The organism is Horticoccus luteus (genome assembly GCF_019464535.1).
GTDB lineage: Bacteria > Verrucomicrobiota > Verrucomicrobiia > Opitutales > Opitutaceae > Horticoccus > Horticoccus luteus.
Window position 1 is genome coordinate 3791137 of sequence record NZ_CP080507.1, and the last position, 19365, is coordinate 3810501.

Consider the following 19365-nt stretch of genomic DNA (forward strand, 5'->3'; position numbering starts at 1 on the left):
GCTCCGCGCAACATCCCCGCGCGCCGCGCCTCTCCGCTGCGTCCACCGCGGCGAAACACTCCCTCCGCGCCACCCTTTTTCTCATGGCCAATCCCATCCTCGGCGGCGGCGGTTTCCATCACGTGTGCCTCAAGACCCGTGACTGGGACGCCACCCTGCGTTTCTATCAAGACACCCTTGGGTTCACCGAAAAAATCGCGTGGCGCACCGCTCCGCAACGCGCCGTGATGCTCGACGCGGGCGATGGCAACTACCTCGAAGTCTTCGAAGACCACGCCTACGAAGCCGCACCCCAGGGCGTCGTGTATCACTTTGCGCTTCGCACCACACGCCTCGACGAAGTCGCCGCCCGCGTGCGCGCCGCCGGCGCCCGCATCACCGTCGAACCGCGTGACGTCACGATCGCGACCGTGAACGGCGTCGGCCCGGTGCCCGTGCGCATCTTCTTTTGCGAAGGCCCCAACGGCGAAAGCATCGAGTTCATGCAGAACTCGCTCACCTGATCCGCATCGCGCCCGCGTGGCAGCGGAACGCCTGGGCACTTCGCCCTCCCGCCACGAACGCCTTGCGCACCGCGCCCGCTCAATTCACCCGGCGCGACGGAAACGACTTGCCCGCGCCCTCACCGCGCTCCACTCCGCCCGTCCCTCGGCCCCAGCGGCACCGACATGATCCGCGCACCATCCCGCCGAGGCCCCCCGCGACCACCGCGAGCATGATCACCGTGCCGAGCCAGATCCAGAACGAGGAGAAGATGAATTTGAGGACGTCGAGCATACGCAGAAGGTTTTCCTCGCGACCTCACTCCCGCCGGCCGGCCGCCGCAAGCCCCATCTCGGCCGCGCCGACCTACCTCGCCGCCGCCAGCTCCCCCAAGTAGCTCACGAGCTCCGCGAGCACCGCCGCCGCCACGATCGCCTGCACATCCGTGCGCTTCTCTCCCGGACACTCGATGCGCCCGCTGCGCACGAAGAACTTTCCGCCCCGCCGCCGGTGCGCCAACGCCCACCACGCAAACGGTTCCTCGACCGCCCATTCCGCCGCGGCCTGCGCGTAACCCGTCGTCGCCACCGCCAGCTCGCTCCCAAACAATTCGCCCGCGCCCCGCGCCATCTGCTCCGCCACCGCCGCGGATACGCAATTCACCCTCTTCGCCGCCGCTCGATCGACGCCCAGCAGCTTCACCTTCTGCTCCAAGGTATACGCCGTCACGCCGCCGAGAAAAAACTGCGAGGCCCCCGCAATCGCGCCAATCCGCGCCTGCACCTGCCCGCACGTCAGGCTCTCCGCCACCGCCAGCGTCCGGCCCGGCGATTCCAACATCAACTCTTTCAACTCCCGCTTCATCGCCGCCGCCTCACGCCAGTTCCAATCCCACCGGACAATGGTCGCTGCCCATCACTTCCGGTGAAATCCACGCGCGCTTGAGCGCCGGTTTCAACTTGTCGCTCGCCACGAAATAATCGACGCGCCACCCGATGTTGCGCGCCCGGCAGTTCATCATCTGGCTCCACCACGTGTAGTGGCCCGGCCCTTTTTCGAACTCGCGAAACGTGTCCACGAATCCCTTCGCGAGCAGCGTGGAAAAATTCCCCCGCTCCTCATCCGTGAACCCCGCGTTGCGCCGGTTCGTCTTCGGATTCGTCAAATCGATCTCCGTGTGCGCCACGTTCAAATCGCCGCAAAACACCACCGGCTTCCCCTTCTTTTCCAGCTTCTTCAGAAACGCCAGAAACGCCGGATCCCACTCCTCCGTGCGATACTTCAACCGCGTCAACCCCCGCTGCGAGTTTGGCTGATAAACGTTCACCAAAAAGTAGTCGGCAAACTCCGCCGTGATCACCCGCCCTTCGTCATCGTGCCCCGCCAGACCGATCCCGCACGTCACCTTCTTCGGCGCCACACGCGTAAAAATCACCGTCCCCGAATAACCTTTCTTCACGGCCGAATACCAGTGCGGCGTATAACCCGCCGCCCACGCCACGTGCTGCACATCCCCGGGGTGCGCCTTGGTCTCCTGCAGGCAAATCACGTCCGCATCGACCTGCGCCATGTAATCGAGAAACCCTTTCTTCAAAACCGCGCGCACGCCATTCACGTTCCAGGAGACGAGTTTCATGGCGGTGCATCAACGCACGCGCCGCCCCGAGCGCAAATCGTTTCGCTCGCTCCGCACCGCCCTCCGTCCGCATGACGAACCTTCCAGTTGCCAGCGTCCTTCGCTTCCCCGAACGTCCCCTCTCAGCCCTCGCTCCTCGCCACTCGATTCTCCGCCGCCCGCTCCTCGCCCATGTCCGCCTTTACGCCGCTCCCACTCGGCCAGCGCATTCCCGATCGCCCGCACGCCGTCTCCTGCAGCCTGCCCACCATGCGCGCCGTGCGCGGCTACGAGGAAAAGGACCCCGCGATCACGCAACACCTCACGTCCGGCTATCCCCGTTTCGTCGTCCATCCGTTCCTCCGTCAACTCGCGCAACACCTCGCCACCGAACTCCACCTCGCCGGCGAAACCCTCTGGCTCGCATCGTCTCCCGCGATGGCCCGCGGCCTCGCCGCCTACCTCGGCGAACGCGCCCGCGTCATCGCCGCCGGTCAACTTGCCGCGGTTGCGCACCCCGATCTCCCTGCGCTCAACACCCGCGCCAAGGGCTTTCTCCAAAACGTCGGCGGCTTCCTCTCCTCGCGCGCCGCCGAAGACGAACTCGTCCGCCGCGGCCTCCTGCCCGCCGCCGCCGCGGAAACGCTGTTCTCCGGCGATCCGGCCGCCGAAATCCGCCGCCACCTCCAACCCGCGTTTCCCGCCATCGAGCCCGCGCAACTCCAACTCGCCACGTGCGGCATGAACGCCATCTACGCCGCCTTTCGCGCCGCCGCCGAGTTGCAGGCCACCCGCGGGCGCACCATCTGGATCCAACTCGGCTGGCTCTATCTCGATACCATCGCGCTGCTCGAAAAATTCACCGCCACGCCCGCCGATTACGTTTACGTCCGCCACGTGTCGGATCACGACGCCCTCACGCGTCTCTTCACCAAGTTCGGCTCGCGCATCGCTGGCATCATCGCGGAGGTCCCCACCAATCCGCTCATCCAGACGCCCGATCTGCCCGCTCTCGCGCAACTCGCCCGCGCCCACGGCGCCCTCCTCCTCGTCGACCCGTCCGTCACGTCTGTCTTCAACGTCGAGGTGCTGCCGCATTCCGCCCTCGTCGTCAGCAGCCTCACCAAATACACCGCGCCCGACGGCGATCTCACCGCCGGCCTCGTCGTCGTCAACCCCGCACATCCCGACGCCGCCACCCTGCAGACCCGCATCGCGGCGCTCCTCGAACCGCCCTACCCCCGCGACCTCGCCCGCCTCGCCGCGCAAATCCCGCGCACGCCCGCCCTGCTCGCCGCCCTCCACGCCAACGTCCCCCGCGTCGTCGAGTTTCTCTCCCGGCATCCCGGCGTGCGCGACGTCTTTTGGACGCATCAACTCTCCAGCCGCCGCGCCTACCAACAAATCGCCCGGGCTCCCGACGCCGTCGGCGGCGTCCTCTCCTTCACCCTGCGCGGCCCGCTCGAGAAATTCTACGACCGCCTCCGCCTCCCGAAAGGCTCGAGCTTCGGCATGGCGACAACGCTCATCTGCCCGTTCATGTATCTGGCGCACTACGATCTCGTCACCACGCCCGCCGGCATCGCCGCCCTTGCCGCCAGCGGCCTCGATCCCGACCTCCTTCGTCTCTCCGTCGGCACCGAGCCCGCCGAAGACATCATCGCCGCCCTCGCCGAAGCGCTGGACTAACGCGCCGCACGGCAGCCCGCTCCACCGGTCCACGTCCGCCGCCGCGCGCTCCATCCGCCGAGGCCGCCCGCTCGCTTCCGCTCCCCATGCCGGAGTCATGTCTCCTGACCGTTAAGGCGATCCCCCACGCCCCCCGCACCGAAATCGTCGGCTGGCTCGGCGATACCTTGAAAGTCAAACTCCACGCGCCGCCCGTCGCCGGTCGCGCCAACGACGAACTCTGCGCCTTTCTCGCGCGCGAACTCCGCCTTCCTCGCCGCGCGGTCACCCTCGTGCGGGGCGACACCTCCCGCCAGAAAGTCCTGCGGCTCGACGGCCTCTCGCTCGCCACCATCCGCCTCCACTTCCCCGCCTGACCCTCAACGTTGCCGCCGAGCGGCGCGCCCTACCTCCGCGTCATGCGCGTAAAACGCGTCACCAAAAACACCGCCGCAAAGCCGAGGCCGCTCGCGATGCCGATCCACACGCCCACCGCGCCCCACGGCCCGCGGATCCCCAGCGTGTAGCCCACCGGCAGCGCGATGCCCCAATACGCCACCAGCGTGATCACGGCCGGCACCCGCACGTCGGTCATCCCCCGCAACACCGCCGCGCCGATCACCTGCAGCCCGTCGGCCAGTTGAAAAACCGCCGCCACCACGAGCAGCTGGGTGGCCAGCGCGATCACCGCCGTGTCGTGCACGAACCACGTCGCGATCCGCCCCCCGCCCAAGCCAAACGCCCCCGCAAACCCCGCCATGATCGCCAGCCCGACCGCCATCGCGCCAAACGCCACCGGCCGCAAACGCTCCCGCTCGCCCGCGCCCACCGCCTGGCTCACGCGCATCCCCGCCGCCATCGACAACCCCAGCGGAAACATGAACGCCAGCGACGCACAACTGATCGCAATCTGATGCGCCGCCAACGGCACCGCGCCCAGCCAGCCGATCATGATGCTGGAAAACGCAAACGCCGTCGCCTCAAACAACAACATCACGCCCGCCGGCAGCCCCACGTGCAGCATTTCCATCAACCGCGCGCCCGATACGCCGCGCCACCAGCGCACCGGCCACGCCGCCCGCACCCGCGCCTCGCGCCGCAACCACTCGAAAATCACCGCCGCACTCAGCACCCGCGAAATCAACGTCGCCAGCCCCGCGCCCGTCAGCCCCATCGCCGGCAACCCGCCATGCCCGTAAATCAACAGCCAGTTGAGCACCGCGTTGAGCCCCACCCCGCCCAACATGATGCACATCGGCAGCCACGGATGCCCCAGCGCCTCCGCAAACTGGCGCAACGCCAGATACACCAGCACCGGCACGATCGACCCCGCGATCAACAGGAAATACGGCCGCACCACCGCCAGCACTTCCGGCGGCTGCCCAAACCGCGCCAACTGCGTGCTCACCGCCAGCATCACCAGCAGCTCCAGCAGCCCAAAGGCCAACGCCAGCCCCAGCCCGTGCCGCAGGTATTCGCCCGCTTCCTCCGGCCGCGCCGCTCCCCGCGCCCGCGCCACAAACACCGACACCGGCACCATCAAGCCGACGCCCAGCACATAAAAAATCACGAACACGTTTCCCCCAAACGCCGCCGCCGCCAACTCCGCCGTCCCCACGTGCCCGATCATCAAACTGTCCGTCACGCCCATGAGCATCTGGCTCACCTGCCCGACGATGATCGGCAGCGCGAGCGCCAGCGTGGGACGGATTTCTTGCAGGTAACGCGGCACGGGAGTCGCGCACATTGGGAAAAACTTCGCCGCCCTACACGACGAAAACGCACCCTTCCTCACCGTCCCTCTTCCCTCTCTCCGGATTTCTCTGGCGCTTGTTCAGGCCCCGTCGAAATTTATCGCCCGCTTCGATGACACCCTTCGCGCTCCTCCTCGTGCTGGCCGCCGCCGGCCTGCACGCCACGTGGAACTACTGCGCGAAACGCGCCGGCGGCGGTCTGCCCTTCGTCTGGCTCGTCGGCTCGATCATCTGCTCCTGTTACGTGCCCGTGCTGCTCATTTACGGCACGTGGTGGTCGCTCTCTCTCTCCACCTTCGCCGTCGCCTGGATCCTCGGCAGCGGCGTGCTCAAAACCAGCTACTCGCTTTTCCTGCAACGCGGCTACCGCACCGGCGATTTTTCGCTCATCTATCCGCTCGCGCGCGGCACCGGCCCGCTCCTCGCCACGCTCGCCGCCATCGCCTTCCTCGGCGAACGCCCCTCCGCCCTCGCGCTCGCCGGCGCCGCCGTGATCGTCCTCAGCATCTTCTGGCTCACCGGCGGCTTCGGCAAATTCGCCTCCCTCCTCCGCCGCCGACCCGCGCCCCTCCTCCCCGCACCCGCCGACGCCGGCCCCCTCGCCGCCCGCCCCCGCGTCTTTTCCGCCGTCAACTACGGCCTCATGTCCGGCGTCTTCATCGCCGCCTACACGCTCTGGGATCGCCACGGCGTCGCCGCGCTCGCCATCGCCCCCGTGCTCTACGATGCGGGCACCGCGTTCACTCAACTCGCCCTGCTCACGCCCTTCGCGCTCCGCCGCTGGCCGGAGGTCGCCACCCATTGGCGCGCACACCGCCGCTACGCCTTCGGCGTCGCCCTTCTCTCGCCCGTCGCCTACATTCTCATTCTCACCGCCATGAAATTCACGCCGGTGAGCTACGTCGCTCCCGCGCGCGAAATCAGCATCGTCATCGGCGCCTTCATGGGCGCGCGCCTGCTCAAGGAGTCCGACAGCCGCCGCCGCCTCGTCGCCGCCGTCGCCATGGCCGCCGGCGTCATCGCCCTCGCTCTCGGCTGAATCGCTCTCTCTGCCGCGATCCGTTCCTCACGCACGTTGATCTTCAAAAGCGGCCCCACCTTCCGCTTGATACTCCGTGGCCTCTGTATCCGAGCTCCGTGCCCTCCGTGACAAAACATCGGCTCTCGCCGTCGCTCACGCCTGCTTCGCCCGCGCCTGGTTCTTCGCGACCCACGACTCATAGTCCGCGCGCGGCATGAATCGCAACGACGCCGAGTTCATGCAGTAGCGCTGCCCCGTCGGCGGCGGCCCGTCTTCAAACACGTGCCCCAGATGCGCGCCATCCACCGCGCAATGCACCTCCACGCGCCGCATCCCATGGCTCTCGTCGATCGTCTCGGCGACGAATCGCGGCTCGATCGCCCGCGTGAAACTCGGCCATCCCGTGCCCGACTCGAACTTGTCGCGACTGTCGAACAACGGCGTGTCGCTGCAGACTGAAAAATAGACGCCGTCGGCGTGATGATCCCAGAATTCATTGCGAAACGGCGGCTCCGTCCCCTGCTGACGCGCCACGCGAAACTGCACCGGCGTGAGCCGCTGCCGCCACTCCTCGTCGCTGTGCCGCACCGGCGTCTTCGACATGTCGATCACCACGTGCGAAGGCAGCCCGCACGCCGATTTCTCCGCCGTCGTTCCACCCTGCGCCGTTTTGTTCTTATCCATGTTCATCCGTGAAATTCGTGGTTAACCCCTTTTCCGCAACTCCGCCGCCCCGCTTCCCTCTCCTTTCCGCGACTCCCTTTGGCCCTCGCAATGTTTATCTCGCGCTTGGTCCTTGGGGCTCGGTGCTTGGTCCTTGGCGCTTTAGCGGCAACGCCGCGCCTCACCCCGCCAACCGCACCAGCCGCCACTCCATCCGCCCGCCTTCGATCGTCAGCCACGCGAAACTCGCCGGCGCCCCGCGATTCGGCCGCGTGATGCAACCCGGATTCAACCACCGCACGCCCCCGATCATTTCGTCCCGCGGCACGTGCGTGTGACCGTGCAACACCGTCGTCACGCCCGTCGGCACCCGCGCCCGCACAGGCGGAATGTGAATCAAATAAAACGTCAGCCCTTCGCGTTCCAAGGTCAGCGCGAGCGGCCACGGATGCGCATCGCAATTCCCCGCGACCACGCGCAGCGGCACCCGCAGTTGCTCGAACTCCACCAGCGTCGCCGGATCGCACACATCGCCGAGATGCCAGATCTCGTCCGCGCCGCGCAACCGCCCCGGCAACGTCGCCGGAAACAGATCGTGCGTGTCCGAAATCACCGCGATGCGCATCGTCACTCCTCCACGCGCACCCGCGCCGTGCCATCTGCGAATTCCGCGCCCAACCGCTGCCCTGCGCGCACCGCCGCGCGCCGCGTCACCGGCACCCCGTGTTCGTCGTGCAGAATGACAAACCCCCGGTTCAACACCGATTTCGGACTCGCCGCCTGCAACCGTTTCCACAGCGCGAGCAGCCGGTGCGATTCAAACTCCACCCGCCGCTCGGGCGCCACCCGCGCCAGCTCCGCGCGCGCATGCACGAGTGCATGGCGCCGCGTTTCCACGGTCGCCCGCAACGCCGCGCCCAGCCGGTTGCCGAGATCGTCGAGCCGCAGAAAGCCCTGCTCGACCCGCGCCGCCGGCGCCAGCAACCGCAACCGGCTCGCCGCATGCGCCACGCGCTCCTTCCCGCGCACGACCGCATCCTCGACGTGCGCCTCCATCGCCTCGCCCAGCCGCGCGACGCGCTCCGCACTCGCGACAAAGTGACTGCTGATCAACTCCGCCGCGCCGCTCGGCGTTTCCGCCCGCACATCCGCCGCGAAATCGCACAACGTAAAATCAATCTCATGCCCCACCGCCGAGATGATCGGCACCGCACTCGCCGCGACCGCGCGCACCAAAGGCTCTTCATTGAACGCCCACAAATCCTCCAGGCTCCCGCCGCCCCGCCCGATCACCAGCAGATCGAAAATCCCCCACGCGCCCGCCTGCTCCAGCATCGCCACCATCTCCGTCGCCGCCCCCGCGCCCTGCACCTTCGCCGGCAGCACGACCACACGCCCGCGCCAGCCCCGCCGCGTCAGAATCCGCAAAAAATCCTGCAACGCCGCGCCCGTGGGCGAGGTCACGATTCCGATCGTCCGCGGCATCGCCGGCAGCCGCCGCTTCTTTTCCCGCGCGAACAATCCCTCCGCCTCCAGTCGGCGCTTCAACGCCTCAAACTCCCGCTGCAACCGCCCCGCGCCATCGTCGATCACTGCGCGCACGATCAGCTGATACTGACCGCGCACCTCGTAAACGCTCACCTCGCCAAACACCAGCACCTGCAACCCATCGCGCGGCGTCACCTCCTGCCGCTGCGCATCGCCGCGAAACAACACGCAGGAAACCTGCGCCCCCGCATCTTTCAGCGAAAAATACACGTGGCCGCTCGCCTGCGCGCGCACATTCGACACCTCGCCCCGCACCCACCCGGGCCGCATCCCCGTTTCCAGCACCACCTTCAACCGGCGCGTGAATTCCGTCACGCTCTCCGCCCGGGACGCGGCGAGGTCTTCAGTGGGCGGGCGCATTTTTCCGCTTCATCCGCTGCCGGATCAGTTGCACCGCCACCACCGCCACGATCAACAACCCCAGGCCGCCCACCACCGACTTGAAATTCCCCGTGAAAATCCCCTGCCCCAAAACCACCGCGCCGATCAACCACGGCAGCAGGCACAACCACGACACGATCATATAGAGCCCAAACGGCACGCCGCTCAACGCCAGCAACCAGCACTGCACGAAATACGGCGGCCCCGGCGTCAGCCGCACGATCAGCAGCATCGTCAACGCATTCTCGCGCGACACCTGCGGCACCTCGTAGCCGAATTTTTTCACGAGGCTCGTCAGCCACGGCCGCAGCAACCGCTTCGCGACCCAGTAGGCAAACGCGATGTTCACCGCCGCCGCGAACATCGCGATCGCGATCACGCCCGGCAGCGTCAACTGCGCCGCAAACGCCTCGCCCGCCGGAATCGTAAACGCCATCATCGGCGCCCCAAACGCCGGCAGAATCGCCATCGCCGCGAAAAACGCCACCGGACCCGCCGTGCGAATCGCCCCAAAAAACCGGTCGCTCGCCCGATGCACGTCCTGCAAGTCCACCCCGCGCAACAAAAACGCGGCCACCACCCCGAGCACCACGACGCCCACGATCAGCTTGATCAGCAGCGATTTTTTCTTGGCCGGCGGGACGGACGTCATCGCGCCACGATGTTGAGCTGCCTCGCCGACCGTCAACTCCGCACTGGCCGCCGCCGCCCTCGCGGGCGAGCGCTCGCATCGGCGCGAGCCGCACCGCTTTCATCCGACGCCTCCGTTCAACTCAATTCCACGCCAGCACGACCGCCCCCGCGACAATCAGCGCACCGCCCACCGCCGTTTTCACCGTCAACGCCTCGCCCAAAAACAATGCCGCAAACGCGATCACAAACACCACACTCAGCTTGTCCACCGGCGCCACCTTCGACGCCTCGCCCAATTGCAACGCCCGAAAGTAGCACAACCACGACAACCCGGTGGCGATCCCCGACAAGGCCAGAAACACCCACGTCTTGCGGGGCAGCGTCCACACCGCGTTCACCGGCCCCGTCGCCAGCGCCACGCTCCACGCAAACACCAGCACCACCGTCGTGCGCACCGCCGTCGCCAGATTCGAGTTCACGCCGTCCACGCCCACTTTCGCCAGCACCGCCGTCGCCCCCGCGAACACCGCCGATAGCAACGCCCAGAACAGCCAGTTCATCCCGCGAGCATCCCTCCGCGCCCCCGCGCCGTCAAGGAAGCCCACGTCTCCGGCCGCGCACCTCGCGCCGCCTGCGCGCCTGCTGAACCACGCGTACTGCGCCGCGCGATCCACCCCGCGCTGCGTTCCCCCGCCGCCTTTTCCGTCCTCCGACGTCCGCCCCCAGCCGCGAAAAAACTTCCGTCCCGCTCCCGCCCCCCGCTACGTTCCCCGCGCCTCGCATGAAGCTCTCCATCGTCATCCCCTGCTACAACGAGTCGCGCACCATCCGCGCCTTGGTTGACCGCGTGCGCGCCGCCCCCGTCGAACACAAGGAGATCATCATCGTCGACGATTGCTCACGCGACGGCACGCGCGACATCCTGCGCACCCAGATCGCCCCGCTCGTCGACCGCATCATTTACCACGAGGTCAACCAAGGCAAAGGCGCCGCGCTCCGCACCGGTTTCGCGGCCGCCACCGGCGACGCCGTCATCATCCAGGACGCCGATCTCGAATACGATCCGCAGGAATATCCGAAGCTCCTCAAGCCGATCGCGGAGGGCAAAGCCGACGTCGTCTTCGGCTCGCGTTTCGCGGGCGGCGACGCGCACCGCGTCGTCTATTTCTGGCACATGTTGGGCAACAAATTCCTGACCCTCGTCTCGAATATGATGACCAACATCAACCTCACCGACATGGAGACCTGTTACAAAGTCTTCCGCCGCGAGGTGCTGCAAAAAATCACGATCGAGGAGGACCGCTTCGGTTTTGAACCGGAGATCACCGCGAAAGTCTCGCGCTTGAACTGCGTCATCTACGAAGTCGGCATCTCCTACTACGGCCGCACCTACGCTGAAGGCAAAAAAATCGGCTGGCGCGACGGCTTCCGCGCCCTCTGGGCGATCGTGAAATACAACCTGTTCCGGTGAAGATGATCCAGGCTACCCTTGTTGCGCTGGATGGCCTTTGCCCGCAAAATGCCGCCCGCCCGAAACTAAAAACGTTCGTGCAGAAACCATCTGGTTTCCGCCTAGGTCGCCTCGGTATTCTCGCATGATCCATCTCCTGCCACCCCCCGACGCCGGTGTAGTTTACACCAAGCCTTGGATGGTCGCGCTCATTTTGGACTTGGCCGGCTACACCGCTGATCGCGACCTCGCCCACATGGTTTCCGTAGAGCCTTCCGCTGGGGATGGCGCATTTCTTGAAGAGATGGTTCGGCGCCTCGTTGCCTCATGCCGCCAGCGCGGCATCCCTCTAACCGAGACTGGCGAGGCTATTCGTGCATTTGAAATCTGCTCCGGTGCCGTGCATCGTGCTGTGGCATTGGTCACTCGAACGTTGATCGAGTTAAGGGTCCCCAATTCTCTGGCATCCAGCCTCGCCCGCTCGTGGATCAAGGAATCTGATTTCTTGGAAGCCTCGCTTGGTTTCCCGGTGGCTGACTTCGTCGTGGGCAATCCGCCGTACATCCGCCTTGAGGAAATCCCGCCCGCAAAGGCTGCTTTTTATCGGTCATTTACCGCGATGCGGGGCAGGGCAGATATCTACATCGCCTTCTACCAGGCCGCTCTGCAGCAACTGAAACCCGGGGGAGTCTGCGCGTTCATCTGCGCCGACCGCTGGATGTTAAACGACTACGGCAGAGGCCTGCGCGAGTTCATTACCACGCAGGGCTATAACGTTCGCATTGTCATCGAAGCACACAACGTTGCGGCGTTTGAAAGCGAAGTGTCGGCGTACCCCGCCGTGACGGTGATCGCGCGCGAGCCTCAACGTTCAGTCATTGTCGCCCGGGCCCTTCCGGGTATCGAAATTTCCGCACGCTCCGACTTGCTGGATCAAATTGAGAAAACCCGTTCTACCCCGGTGCTCCGCGTGGCTCGTTTCGCCGACTGGTTTCACGAGGACGAACCCTGGCCCTGTTCTTCCCCGGAAGCTCTGCAAATGCTAAAGCACTTGGAAGCGACTTGTCTCCCTCTCGAAGATAGGACCACTGGCACCAAGATCGGCATTGGCGTAGCTACGGGCGCCGACGATGTGTTTATTACCAAACGAAAACCAGACATTGAGCCGGACCGTTTGCTTCCGCTTGCTCTCGCCGCCGATCTCAAGCACGGCCGTGTGAAATGGTCCGGCCATTACTTGGTTAACCCTTGGAACGAACACGGCTTGGTAAACCTCGCCGACTATCCGCGTCTCACCGCCTACCTGCAACCGCACCAAGCTCTACTTAGTGGTCGCCATACGGCGAAAGAGCGTCCGCAGCAGTGGCACAAAACGATTGATCGGGTCACTCTCGCCAGGGCCACTCAGGAAAAACTATATATCGCGGACATTAAAGACCGCCTGCTCCCGGCGATCGACAGAGGGGAGACTTATCCGCAGCACAACCTTTACTGGATTACGTCGGATAAATGGGATCTGCGTGTACTCGGCGGCCTGCTCATGTCGGCGGTGGGCGAATTTTTTATTCATTGTTACGGCGTACGAATGAGGGGCGGTTTTTTGCGCTTCCAGGCCCAATACCTGCGTCGGATTCGGGTGCCCAATCCGGACCACTTGAGTGTCGAACTGAAACGGGACCTTCGCGACGCCTTTGAGCGGCAAGATGTCTCCCTTGCCACGAACGCCGCGTTCAAAGCCTACGGCATCTCGGCCCTCCCCGGCTAATTCCGAAACAATTAATCCCATGCCTCTCAATCTGGCGAACTACCAAAAGAAGGCGGCTGAATCAGTGAAGGCCTTTTGGGGCAACCGTGATGCGTCGCGTAAAAAGCAGGCCGAGGTCGGTAAGGCCGACGCCGGCAATCGTGGCGCCGTCACCGGGGGAAGAAACATGGACGGCTTCGTTGCGCTGATGATTGACCTGATCGAAGCTAACGATCTCAAGGACGCGACGGTGATTCGAGGAGGCCGTATTCCGCTCACGTTGCCGGGCTATTTTCGCCCAACCAAGATGTGGGACATGCTGGTGCTGCGGAAAAATCACCTTGTGGCAGCGATCGAACTGAAGTCCCAAGTCGGGGCGTTTGGAAAGAACTTCAACAACCGCACCGAAGAAGCGATCGGCACCGCGCAAGATTTGTGGACGGCATTTCGCGAAGGCTCTTTCGGCGACGCAGCTCGCCCCTTCGTCGGTTGGTTGATGCTCGTGGAAGATGCGCCGGCCTCCCGTCGCCCAATCCGGGATCGCAGCGAGCACTTCCCGGTGCGACCGGAGTTTCAAGGCGCGTCCTACCTCGAACGCTACAACGTGCTCTGCAAAAAGCTTGTTCAAGAACAGCTCTACACCACAACTGCGGTGCTCGCATCGCCTCAAACAGCGGTCAAAACGGGGAAGTTTTCCGACGTAAGTGACATGACCAGCCTTAAGGCATTTGTCACCAGCTTTGCGGGCCACATTGCATCAGAGGCGGCGAGATGACACCTGTTTGGCCCTCGCAGTCCTCCGCAAGCGCTATGCGCTGGCGGACCTGTTGAAGCGGGTAACGCCGTAAAATCGGCATGAGGCGGTGGGACCAGGCGGCGCGATCGGACAGGACGTTGGCGATGAGTTACGTTTCTCGCCGCGGCGACGTCGTCTGGCTCAGTTTCGATCCGCAGGCCGATCATGATCACGCAGGCCGCAGACCGGTGTTCGTTCTCTCTCCTGAAAGCAATAATCGCAAAACCGGCCTCTTCCTGGCGTGCCCCGTAACCTCCAAAATCAAGGGCTACCCCTTCGAGGTGTCATTACCCGCCGACCTGGCCGTAGGTGGTGCCGTGCCAGCCGATCAAATCAAAAGCCTGGATTGGAAAGCTCGTCAGGCGGAATTTGCCGCGGAAAGTTCCGCCGCGGTCGTGGAGGACGTGTTCGCCCTCGTCTTGCCGCTGATCGGCGAAGAAGACTGAGTCTCTCCCGCGCAGCGCTCAGCGCCCGCAATCTTCGCCACGTTGCACCCCGCTCTGGCGATTTCTCACGCTTTTTACTCCCGCCGCGCGCTTCGCACTCGCCCTCGCGCCTCGCGTTCCCACGCTTCTCGCCGGTGTCCGCTTCATCATGACCGCCGTCGGTTCCACCCCGCTTCTCGCCGTCGTCATTCCGGTTTTTAACGAACAGGCCGTTCTGCCCGAACTGTTCGCCCGGCTGACGGCGGTTTTCGACGCCGCGCCTGACTGCACCTGGCAGGCCCTGCTCGTCGACGACGGCAGCCGCGACACCTCGACTGCCCTCATCGGTGCCCAGGCCGCGCGCGATCCGCGCTTCGCTCTGCTCGAACTCTCCCGCAACTTCGGCTTCCAAGCCGCCCTTTCCGCCGGCCTCGCCCACGCCCAAACCCTCGCTGTCGACGCCGCCATCACCATGGACGCCGATCTTCAGGATCCGCCGGAAATCATCCCGCAACTCGTGGGGGCGTGGCGCGATGGCGCCGACGTCGTGCGCGCCGTCCGCCGCACCCGCGCGGAACGCGGCCTTCGCGGTGTGGGCTTCGCGGTTTTCCACCGCCTCTACGGCCGCCTCACCGACTACCCGATCGAGCCCAACAGCGGCACCTTTGGGCTCCTCGGGCGTGATGCGTTGGACGCCTTTAATCAACTCCCCGAGCGCCGCCGTTTCTTCCCTGGCTTGCGCGCCTGGATCGGCTTCCGCACCGCGGCCGTCCTCTACGACCGCCAGGCGCGCGCCGCTGGCGAACCGCAGCAAACGTTTTTCCGCCTCGTGCGCTACGCTCTCGACGGGCTGCTGAGCTTTTCCTACCTGCCGCTTCGCCTGCTCACCTTCGCCGGCCTCGGCGTCAGCTTTCTCGGCTTCGCCCTCGGTTTGTATTTCATCGTGAAACGCCTGCTCGGTATCGAGACCGCGAGCACCGGTTTCACCACACTTGTCACGCTCGTGCTCTTCCTCGGCGGCGTGCAATTGATCGGCATCGGCGTGCTCGGCGAATACCTCGGCCGCATTTACGACGAGGTGAAACAACGCCCGCGCTACTTCCTGAAAAACCGCCGCGGCTCCCCGCGCGCCGACGACCGGTGAGGCGCTGCCGGCTCGCTTTTCTGGTCGCGCTCGCGCTCGTCGCGTATTGGACGATGGCGGTCAGCGTTTCCTCCCGCAACGGCGTCACCGCCGACGAGGTCGTTCATCTCACCGGCGGCTACAGCTATTGGAAGTTCAACGATTACCGCCTGCACCCGGAAAACGGCACGCTGCCCATGCGCATCGCGGCGCTCCCGCTCCTCGCGATGGACCTGCGTTTTCCGCCGCTCACCGATCCCAATTGGCTGCACTCGCAGGTGAACCGCGTCGGCGAGGATTTCTTTTTCAACGAGGGTAATCCCACCGCGGCAATGCTCTGGCGCGCCCGCGCGATGATCGCGCTCTTCGGCGTGTTCACCGTCTGGCTCACGTGGCGCTGGGCGCGCGGTCTCTTCGGTCCCGCCGCCGGCTGGGTGGCGCTCACGCTCGCCGTTTTTTCGCCGACGCTCCTCGCCCACGGCGGACTCGCCACGTCCGACATGGCGCTCGCCGCCACCATGATCGCCGCGCTCTCGATCATCTGGCGCCTGCTGCACCGCGCGACTTGGTTGCGCCTCGCGCTCACGAGCCTCGCCTGCGCCGCGGTCTTTCTCTCCAAAATGTCCGGCGTGCTCATCGTGCCGCTTGCGGGACTCCTCCTCGTGCTGCGCTGGTGGCAACCTGCGCCGCTCGTCCTCGCGTTTGGCCGCCAAGAACGCTGGCTGCGCCGCCGCGGTGCCATCATCGCCGCCACGCTCGGCCTCGCCGCCGCCGCCGGGGCCGCGAGCCTTGTGCTGCTCTGGGGCGCCTACGGCTTTCGTTACGAAGGCTTCAACCGCGCCCGCTCCGCCGCCGTGTCGTATTACTTTTCGTGGGACGTCATTCTCGACCACGATCCGCTGCCGACCTACCACGACAGCGAACTCGCCCGCTTCGGCGTCGAGGGCATGCCGCCCCGGCCGACCCTCATGACGCGCACGATCGAGGTCATGCGCGACCATCACGTCCTGCCCGAAGCCTACCTCTGGGGCTTCGCGCACACGTATAAATTCTCCCGCGAACGCCCCGCGTTTTTTCTCGGCGAATACGGCCGCACCGGCTGGCCCGCGTTTTTCCCCGTGGCATTTCTCATGAAAACCACGCTGCCGGCGCTGCTCCTGATCGCAGCCGGCGTGGCCGCGCTGATCATTTTGCGGCGGCGGCGCATCGTCGCGCCCGGCATCCGCTGGCGCCGCCCGTGGCTCTACCGCGCCGCCCCGCTCGTCCTGTTCTTCGCGGTTTACTGGACGATGGCGATCAACCTGCACCTCAACATCGGCCAGCGGCACATCCTGCCGATGTATCCGATCTTCTTCGTCTTCGCGTCGGCGACAGTGCTGTGGATTGCGCGCGTCGGCCGGCGGCCGCTTACCCTCGCGCTCGCGGCGCTGCTTCTTCTCCACGCCACCGACTCGCTCGCCGCGCGGCCGTTCTACCTCGCGTATTTTCAACCGCTCACGGGCGGCCCATCCCGCGCCTACCGCTACTTTGTCGACAGCTCGCTCGACTGGGGCCAGGGCCTGCCCGACTTCACGCACTGGCTCGCCACGCTGCGCGAACGTGGCGACCGCGAGCCCGTTTATCTCACCTATTTCGGCGCCGACTCGCCGCGCGCGCGCCACCTGCCCGTCATCCGTTTCGGCGACGAACTCAACGACCGCGGCGCCCGCGCTTTTCCGGCGCAAGTGCGCGGCGGCTGGTTCGCCATCAGCGCCACGTATTTTCAACGCATCTACATTCCTGTGCGGGGCCGTTGGACGCTCGGCCACGAACAACTCTATCGCGCACTCATGCGCCACATCGCCGCCAGCGCGCAACACCCGCCCACCGACGGTGCCGCCCGCGCGAAGCTCCTCCGCGAGGCCATGGACTACGAAGTCCTCCAGTTCGGCCGCCTCTCGCATTTCCTCCACGCACGCCATCCCGACACCGTCATCGGTGCATCCATTCTTGTTTTTCATCTGACCGACGCTGAAGTGGCGTTTGCCCTTTATGCGCCTTGGGACCAATTCCAGCCCTACGTCGACTAACGCCGCGTTGCCCCGCTGGGCCTGGCTCGCCGTCGCGCTCCTCCTCGCCGCGCACGCGTGGTTCGCATGGAGTGGCAAACGCGAGTGGGGCGTCACCGGCGACGAGATCGCGCACGTCGTCGCAGGTCGCGCGTATTGGGCGTGGAACGATTACCGGCTGCAGCCGGAAAATGGCAACCTGCCCCAGCGTTGGGCCGCCCTGCCTGCCACACTCGCCGACACGCGTCTGCCGCCCGCGTCCACGCCCGAATGGGCTACCTCCGACGTCTGGGTGCTCGGGCACAAATACCTCTTCGAACTCCATAACGACACCGCGTGGCTCCTCTCCAGTGCGCGCGCGATGAACGTCGTCTGGAGCGTCGGCGTCGCGTTCCTCGTCTTTCTCTGGGCGCGACGGTTCTTCGGTCTGCTGGGCGGATTCGTCGCATTGGTCTTCTGCTGCGCCGATCCGACGATGCTCGCCCACGGCGCACTCGCCACCTCCGACATGTGCATGGCGTTTTTCTTCCTCGCCGCCGTCACCGCGTGGGACTGGCACTTGCGCAGGCTCGATGTTCGCTCGGGCCTGGTAAGCGCGCTTGTGCTTGGCCTCGCCTGCGTCGCGAAGTTCTCCGCCGTCCTCCTCGGTCCGATGTTCGTTTTGATCGCGGTGGCGCACTTTGCTCTCGCTGCGAACAAATGGCCGTGGCCGCGACTGGCGCTGAGTGTGGGCGGGCACCTCGTCACGGCGTGGATCGTCATCTGGGCGTTCTTCGGTTTCCGTTGGGCGGCCGTGGCTCCGGGCGGTCTAGCGTTCGATCATTTTATTTTTCCGTGGCCGGACCTGCTCCATGACGCGGGCGGCGCCGGCTTGATCCTCGGGTGGCTCCGCACACTGCACGCGTTGCCGGAAGCGTTTCTCTACGGGTTCAATCACGTGCTCGTCTACTCGCAGCAACGCGCCGCGTTTCTCGACGGCGATTACAGCATTCACGGCTGGGTGCGCTTCTTCCCGCTGGCATTTCTCTACAAATCTCCCCTCGCGCTCCTGTTCGCGCTGCCGGTCTCCGCCGCCATTGTGCTGACGCGCCTCGGCGTTGAGCGCGCTCGCCGGCGCCGTGCTCTCGACCGCGCAGCCCCGTTGCTCGCCCTGCTGCTCGTTTACGGTGCGTCCGCCCTCTGCACGCATCTCAACATCGGCCAGCGCCACCTTCTTCCGCTCTACCCGGTGTGCTTCATCGCGACCGGCGCGCTCGGCTGGCGTTGGCGTTTTGCACCTTGGCGCGTGGGCGCGCTGATCGGCGCGCTGCTCATCGGCCTCGTCGTGGGCGTGGCCCGCGTGCATCCGCACGAGCTCGCGTTTTTCAACGCCGCCGCCGGCGGCCCGCAGCGCGGCTATCTGCATCTCGTCGACAGCTCCCTCGACTGGGGCCAGGACCTGCCCGGCTTGAAAAAATGGCTTGCTGCGCACGCCGGCGATGAACGCGTCTTCCTCGCCTACTTCGGCTCCGACGAGCCTGACCACTATCGCATCGCCGCCACGCGCCTGCCGTTCGTCAACGGCTACCACACCCCTTCCGTGTGGTATGAGCCGGGCGCCGGCCTCTACTGCGTCAGCGCCACGATGCTGCAGGCCGACTACCTGCCCGGCCGCGGTGACTGGACCGCCGATACCGAACGCGAGTATCAACAACTCCGCGCTCTCGCGCCCGCTTTCGCCCGCTACGCGCAGGACCCGGCCGCGCGCCCCGCCCTCGATCGCGACGCTTCTCCGTCGCAATGGCACACCGCGTGGGGCCGGTTCGACGCCCTGCGTTTCGTGCGGCTCTGTCACTACTTGCGCGTGAAGCCACCCCTCGCGCAAATCGGCGGCTCGATCTTCGTCTACCGCCTCAGCGCCGACGAAGTGAACACCGCCTGCGACGGCGATCTCCACGCGTTGCTCCGCCTCATCGAGACGCAGGCGCGCCGCTGACGCACGCCGCGGCTTCGGGCGCCGCGCGCCTCTCCCGC

20 protein-coding genes are annotated in these 19365 nt (G+C 65.7%); 11 read left to right on the forward strand and 9 right to left on the reverse strand.

Annotated elements, in window-relative coordinates:
• Nucleotides 1–83: 83 nt before the first annotated feature.
• The gene (locus K0B96_RS15370; protein ID WP_220161768.1) at nucleotides 84–503 is read left to right on the forward strand and encodes a VOC family protein; all 420 of its coding nucleotides are present in this window, start codon (nucleotides 84–86) and stop codon (nucleotides 501–503) included.
• A gap of 79 nt (nucleotides 504–582) precedes the next feature.
• Here K0B96_RS15370 and K0B96_RS15375 read toward each other — a convergent pair whose 3' ends face one another.
• The 3 genes from K0B96_RS15375 to K0B96_RS15385 all read right to left on the reverse strand — a co-directional run bounded on the left by K0B96_RS15375 (nucleotide 583) and on the right by K0B96_RS15385 (nucleotide 2119).
• Nucleotides 583–777 carry a hypothetical protein gene (locus K0B96_RS15375; RefSeq protein WP_220161769.1) on the reverse strand — a complete coding sequence of 65 codons (195 nt, stop codon included), beginning with the start codon at nucleotides 775–777 and terminating at the stop codon, nucleotides 583–585.
• Between the two features lie 72 nt (nucleotides 778–849).
• Nucleotides 850–1347 carry a CinA family protein gene (locus K0B96_RS15380; protein WP_220161770.1) on the reverse strand — a complete coding sequence of 166 codons (498 nt, stop codon included), beginning with the start codon at nucleotides 1345–1347 and terminating at the stop codon, nucleotides 850–852.
• A 10-nt stretch (nucleotides 1348–1357) separates the two neighbouring features.
• Nucleotides 1358–2119: an exodeoxyribonuclease III gene (locus K0B96_RS15385; RefSeq protein WP_220161771.1), complete on the reverse strand. Its 762-nt coding sequence runs from the start codon at nucleotides 2117–2119 to the stop codon at nucleotides 1358–1360.
• 171 nt (nucleotides 2120–2290) lie between these two features.
• On the opposite strand from K0B96_RS15385, the gene K0B96_RS15390 reads away from it, so the two are divergent.
• Nucleotides 2291–3787 (forward strand): PLP-dependent transferase, encoded by a 1497-nt coding sequence (locus tag K0B96_RS15390; protein WP_220161772.1) that lies wholly within the window; start codon nucleotides 2291–2293, stop codon nucleotides 3785–3787.
• Nucleotides 3788–3873: 86 nt separating this feature from the next.
• Complete coding sequence (locus K0B96_RS15395; protein WP_220161773.1) at nucleotides 3874–4143, forward strand: DUF167 domain-containing protein; 270 nt, start codon at nucleotides 3874–3876, stop codon at nucleotides 4141–4143.
• A 29-nt stretch (nucleotides 4144–4172) separates the two neighbouring features.
• On the opposite strand, the gene K0B96_RS15400 is transcribed toward K0B96_RS15395, so the two are convergent.
• Nucleotides 4173–5513, reverse strand: coding sequence for an MATE family efflux transporter (locus K0B96_RS15400; RefSeq protein WP_255558724.1), 1341 nt, complete (start codon nucleotides 5511–5513; stop codon nucleotides 4173–4175).
• Nucleotides 5514–5632: 119 nt separating this feature from the next.
• Here K0B96_RS15400 and K0B96_RS15405 point away from each other — a divergent pair, with 119 nt between their 5' ends.
• Nucleotides 5633–6559: an EamA family transporter gene (locus tag K0B96_RS15405; RefSeq protein ID WP_220161774.1), complete on the forward strand. Its 927-nt coding sequence runs from the start codon at nucleotides 5633–5635 to the stop codon at nucleotides 6557–6559.
• 135 nt (nucleotides 6560–6694) lie between these two features.
• Here K0B96_RS15405 and msrB read toward each other — a convergent pair whose 3' ends face one another.
• The 5 genes from msrB to K0B96_RS15430 form a co-directional block, all read right to left on the reverse strand.
• A complete protein-coding gene (gene msrB, locus K0B96_RS15410; protein WP_255558725.1) occupies nucleotides 6695–7225 on the reverse strand; it encodes a peptide-methionine (R)-S-oxide reductase MsrB in 531 nt (176 codons plus the stop codon).
• A gap of 160 nt (nucleotides 7226–7385) precedes the next feature.
• On the reverse strand, nucleotides 7386–7829 hold the full coding sequence (locus K0B96_RS15415) for a metallophosphoesterase family protein (RefSeq protein ID WP_220166595.1): 444 nt from the start codon (nucleotides 7827–7829) through the stop codon (nucleotides 7386–7388).
• A 2-nt stretch (nucleotides 7830–7831) separates the two neighbouring features.
• Nucleotides 7832–9112 (reverse strand): exodeoxyribonuclease VII large subunit, encoded by a 1281-nt coding sequence (xseA, locus tag K0B96_RS15420; RefSeq protein ID WP_220161776.1) that lies wholly within the window; start codon nucleotides 9110–9112, stop codon nucleotides 7832–7834.
• Complete coding sequence (locus K0B96_RS15425; RefSeq protein ID WP_220161777.1) at nucleotides 9096–9785, reverse strand: TVP38/TMEM64 family protein; 690 nt, start codon at nucleotides 9783–9785, stop codon at nucleotides 9096–9098. Before K0B96_RS15425 ends, xseA begins: the two co-directional genes overlap by 17 nt.
• Before the next feature lie 121 nt (nucleotides 9786–9906).
• Nucleotides 9907–10326: an EamA family transporter gene (locus K0B96_RS15430; protein ID WP_220161778.1), complete on the reverse strand. Its 420-nt coding sequence runs from the start codon at nucleotides 10324–10326 to the stop codon at nucleotides 9907–9909.
• A 221-nt stretch (nucleotides 10327–10547) separates the two neighbouring features.
• Between K0B96_RS15430 and K0B96_RS15435 the strand changes: the two genes are divergently transcribed.
• The 7 genes from K0B96_RS15435 to K0B96_RS15465 all read left to right on the forward strand — a co-directional run bounded on the left by K0B96_RS15435 (nucleotide 10548) and on the right by K0B96_RS15465 (nucleotide 19327).
• Nucleotides 10548–11237 (forward strand): glycosyltransferase family 2 protein, encoded by a 690-nt coding sequence (locus K0B96_RS15435; protein ID WP_220161779.1) that lies wholly within the window; start codon nucleotides 10548–10550, stop codon nucleotides 11235–11237.
• A 124-nt stretch (nucleotides 11238–11361) separates the two neighbouring features.
• Nucleotides 11362–12981, forward strand: a complete 1620-nt coding sequence (locus K0B96_RS15440; RefSeq protein ID WP_220161780.1) for an Eco57I restriction-modification methylase domain-containing protein — start codon at nucleotides 11362–11364, stop codon at nucleotides 12979–12981.
• 19 nt (nucleotides 12982–13000) lie between these two features.
• Complete coding sequence (locus tag K0B96_RS15445; protein WP_220161781.1) at nucleotides 13001–13735, forward strand: PaeR7I family type II restriction endonuclease; 735 nt, start codon at nucleotides 13001–13003, stop codon at nucleotides 13733–13735.
• 125 nt (nucleotides 13736–13860) lie between these two features.
• The gene (locus K0B96_RS15450; protein ID WP_220161782.1) at nucleotides 13861–14202 is read left to right on the forward strand and encodes a type II toxin-antitoxin system PemK/MazF family toxin; all 342 of its coding nucleotides are present in this window, start codon (nucleotides 13861–13863) and stop codon (nucleotides 14200–14202) included.
• Between the two features lie 148 nt (nucleotides 14203–14350).
• Complete coding sequence (locus K0B96_RS15455; RefSeq protein WP_220161783.1) at nucleotides 14351–15325, forward strand: glycosyltransferase family 2 protein; 975 nt, start codon at nucleotides 14351–14353, stop codon at nucleotides 15323–15325.
• Nucleotides 15322–17373, forward strand: coding sequence for an ArnT family glycosyltransferase (locus tag K0B96_RS15460; RefSeq protein WP_220161784.1), 2052 nt, complete (start codon nucleotides 15322–15324; stop codon nucleotides 17371–17373). Before K0B96_RS15455 ends, K0B96_RS15460 begins: the two co-directional genes overlap by 4 nt.
• The gene (locus K0B96_RS15465) at nucleotides 17336–19327 is read left to right on the forward strand and encodes an ArnT family glycosyltransferase (RefSeq protein ID WP_220161785.1); all 1992 of its coding nucleotides are present in this window, start codon (nucleotides 17336–17338) and stop codon (nucleotides 19325–19327) included. Before K0B96_RS15460 ends, K0B96_RS15465 begins: the two co-directional genes overlap by 38 nt.
• The last annotated feature ends 38 nt before the right edge of the window (nucleotides 19328–19365 follow it).

Bases quoted from the DNA above. Each gene is read 5' to 3' on its own strand.
- K0B96_RS15380 (WP_220161770.1), bottom strand. From the start codon at position 1,347: ATGAAGCGGGAGTTGAAAGAGTTGATGTTGGAATCGCCGGGCCGGACG.
- K0B96_RS15385 (WP_220161771.1), bottom strand. From the start codon at position 2,119: ATGAAACTCGTCTCCTGGAACGTGAATGGCGTGCGCGCGGTTTTGAAG.
- K0B96_RS15370 (WP_220161768.1), top strand. From the start codon at position 84: ATGGCCAATCCCATCCTCGGCGGCGGCGGTTTCCATCACGTGTGCCTC.
- xseA (WP_220161776.1), bottom strand. From the start codon at position 9,112: ATGCGCCCGCCCACTGAAGACCTCGCCGCGTCCCGGGCGGAGAGCGTG.
- K0B96_RS15455 (WP_220161783.1), top strand. From the start codon at position 14,351: ATGACCGCCGTCGGTTCCACCCCGCTTCTCGCCGTCGTCATTCCGGTT.
- K0B96_RS15435 (WP_220161779.1), top strand. From the start codon at position 10,548: ATGAAGCTCTCCATCGTCATCCCCTGCTACAACGAGTCGCGCACCATC.
- msrB (WP_255558725.1), bottom strand. From the start codon at position 7,225: ATGGATAAGAACAAAACGGCGCAGGGTGGAACGACGGCGGAGAAATCG.
- K0B96_RS15440 (WP_220161780.1), top strand. From the start codon at position 11,362: ATGATCCATCTCCTGCCACCCCCCGACGCCGGTGTAGTTTACACCAAG.
- K0B96_RS15415 (WP_220166595.1), bottom strand. From the start codon at position 7,829: ATGCGCATCGCGGTGATTTCGGACACGCACGATCTGTTTCCGGCGACG.
- K0B96_RS15405 (WP_220161774.1), top strand. From the start codon at position 5,633: ATGACACCCTTCGCGCTCCTCCTCGTGCTGGCCGCCGCCGGCCTGCAC.
- K0B96_RS15465 (WP_220161785.1), top strand. From the start codon at position 17,336: ATGCGCCTTGGGACCAATTCCAGCCCTACGTCGACTAACGCCGCGTTG.
- K0B96_RS15375 (WP_220161769.1), bottom strand. From the start codon at position 777: ATGCTCGACGTCCTCAAATTCATCTTCTCCTCGTTCTGGATCTGGCTC.
- K0B96_RS15390 (WP_220161772.1), top strand. From the start codon at position 2,291: ATGTCCGCCTTTACGCCGCTCCCACTCGGCCAGCGCATTCCCGATCGC.
- K0B96_RS15400 (WP_255558724.1), bottom strand. From the start codon at position 5,513: ATGTGCGCGACTCCCGTGCCGCGTTACCTGCAAGAAATCCGTCCCACG.
- K0B96_RS15430 (WP_220161778.1), bottom strand. From the start codon at position 10,326: ATGAACTGGCTGTTCTGGGCGTTGCTATCGGCGGTGTTCGCGGGGGCG.
- K0B96_RS15445 (WP_220161781.1), top strand. From the start codon at position 13,001: ATGCCTCTCAATCTGGCGAACTACCAAAAGAAGGCGGCTGAATCAGTG.
- K0B96_RS15425 (WP_220161777.1), bottom strand. From the start codon at position 9,785: ATGACGTCCGTCCCGCCGGCCAAGAAAAAATCGCTGCTGATCAAGCTG.
- K0B96_RS15395 (WP_220161773.1), top strand. From the start codon at position 3,874: ATGCCGGAGTCATGTCTCCTGACCGTTAAGGCGATCCCCCACGCCCCC.
- K0B96_RS15450 (WP_220161782.1), top strand. From the start codon at position 13,861: ATGAGTTACGTTTCTCGCCGCGGCGACGTCGTCTGGCTCAGTTTCGAT.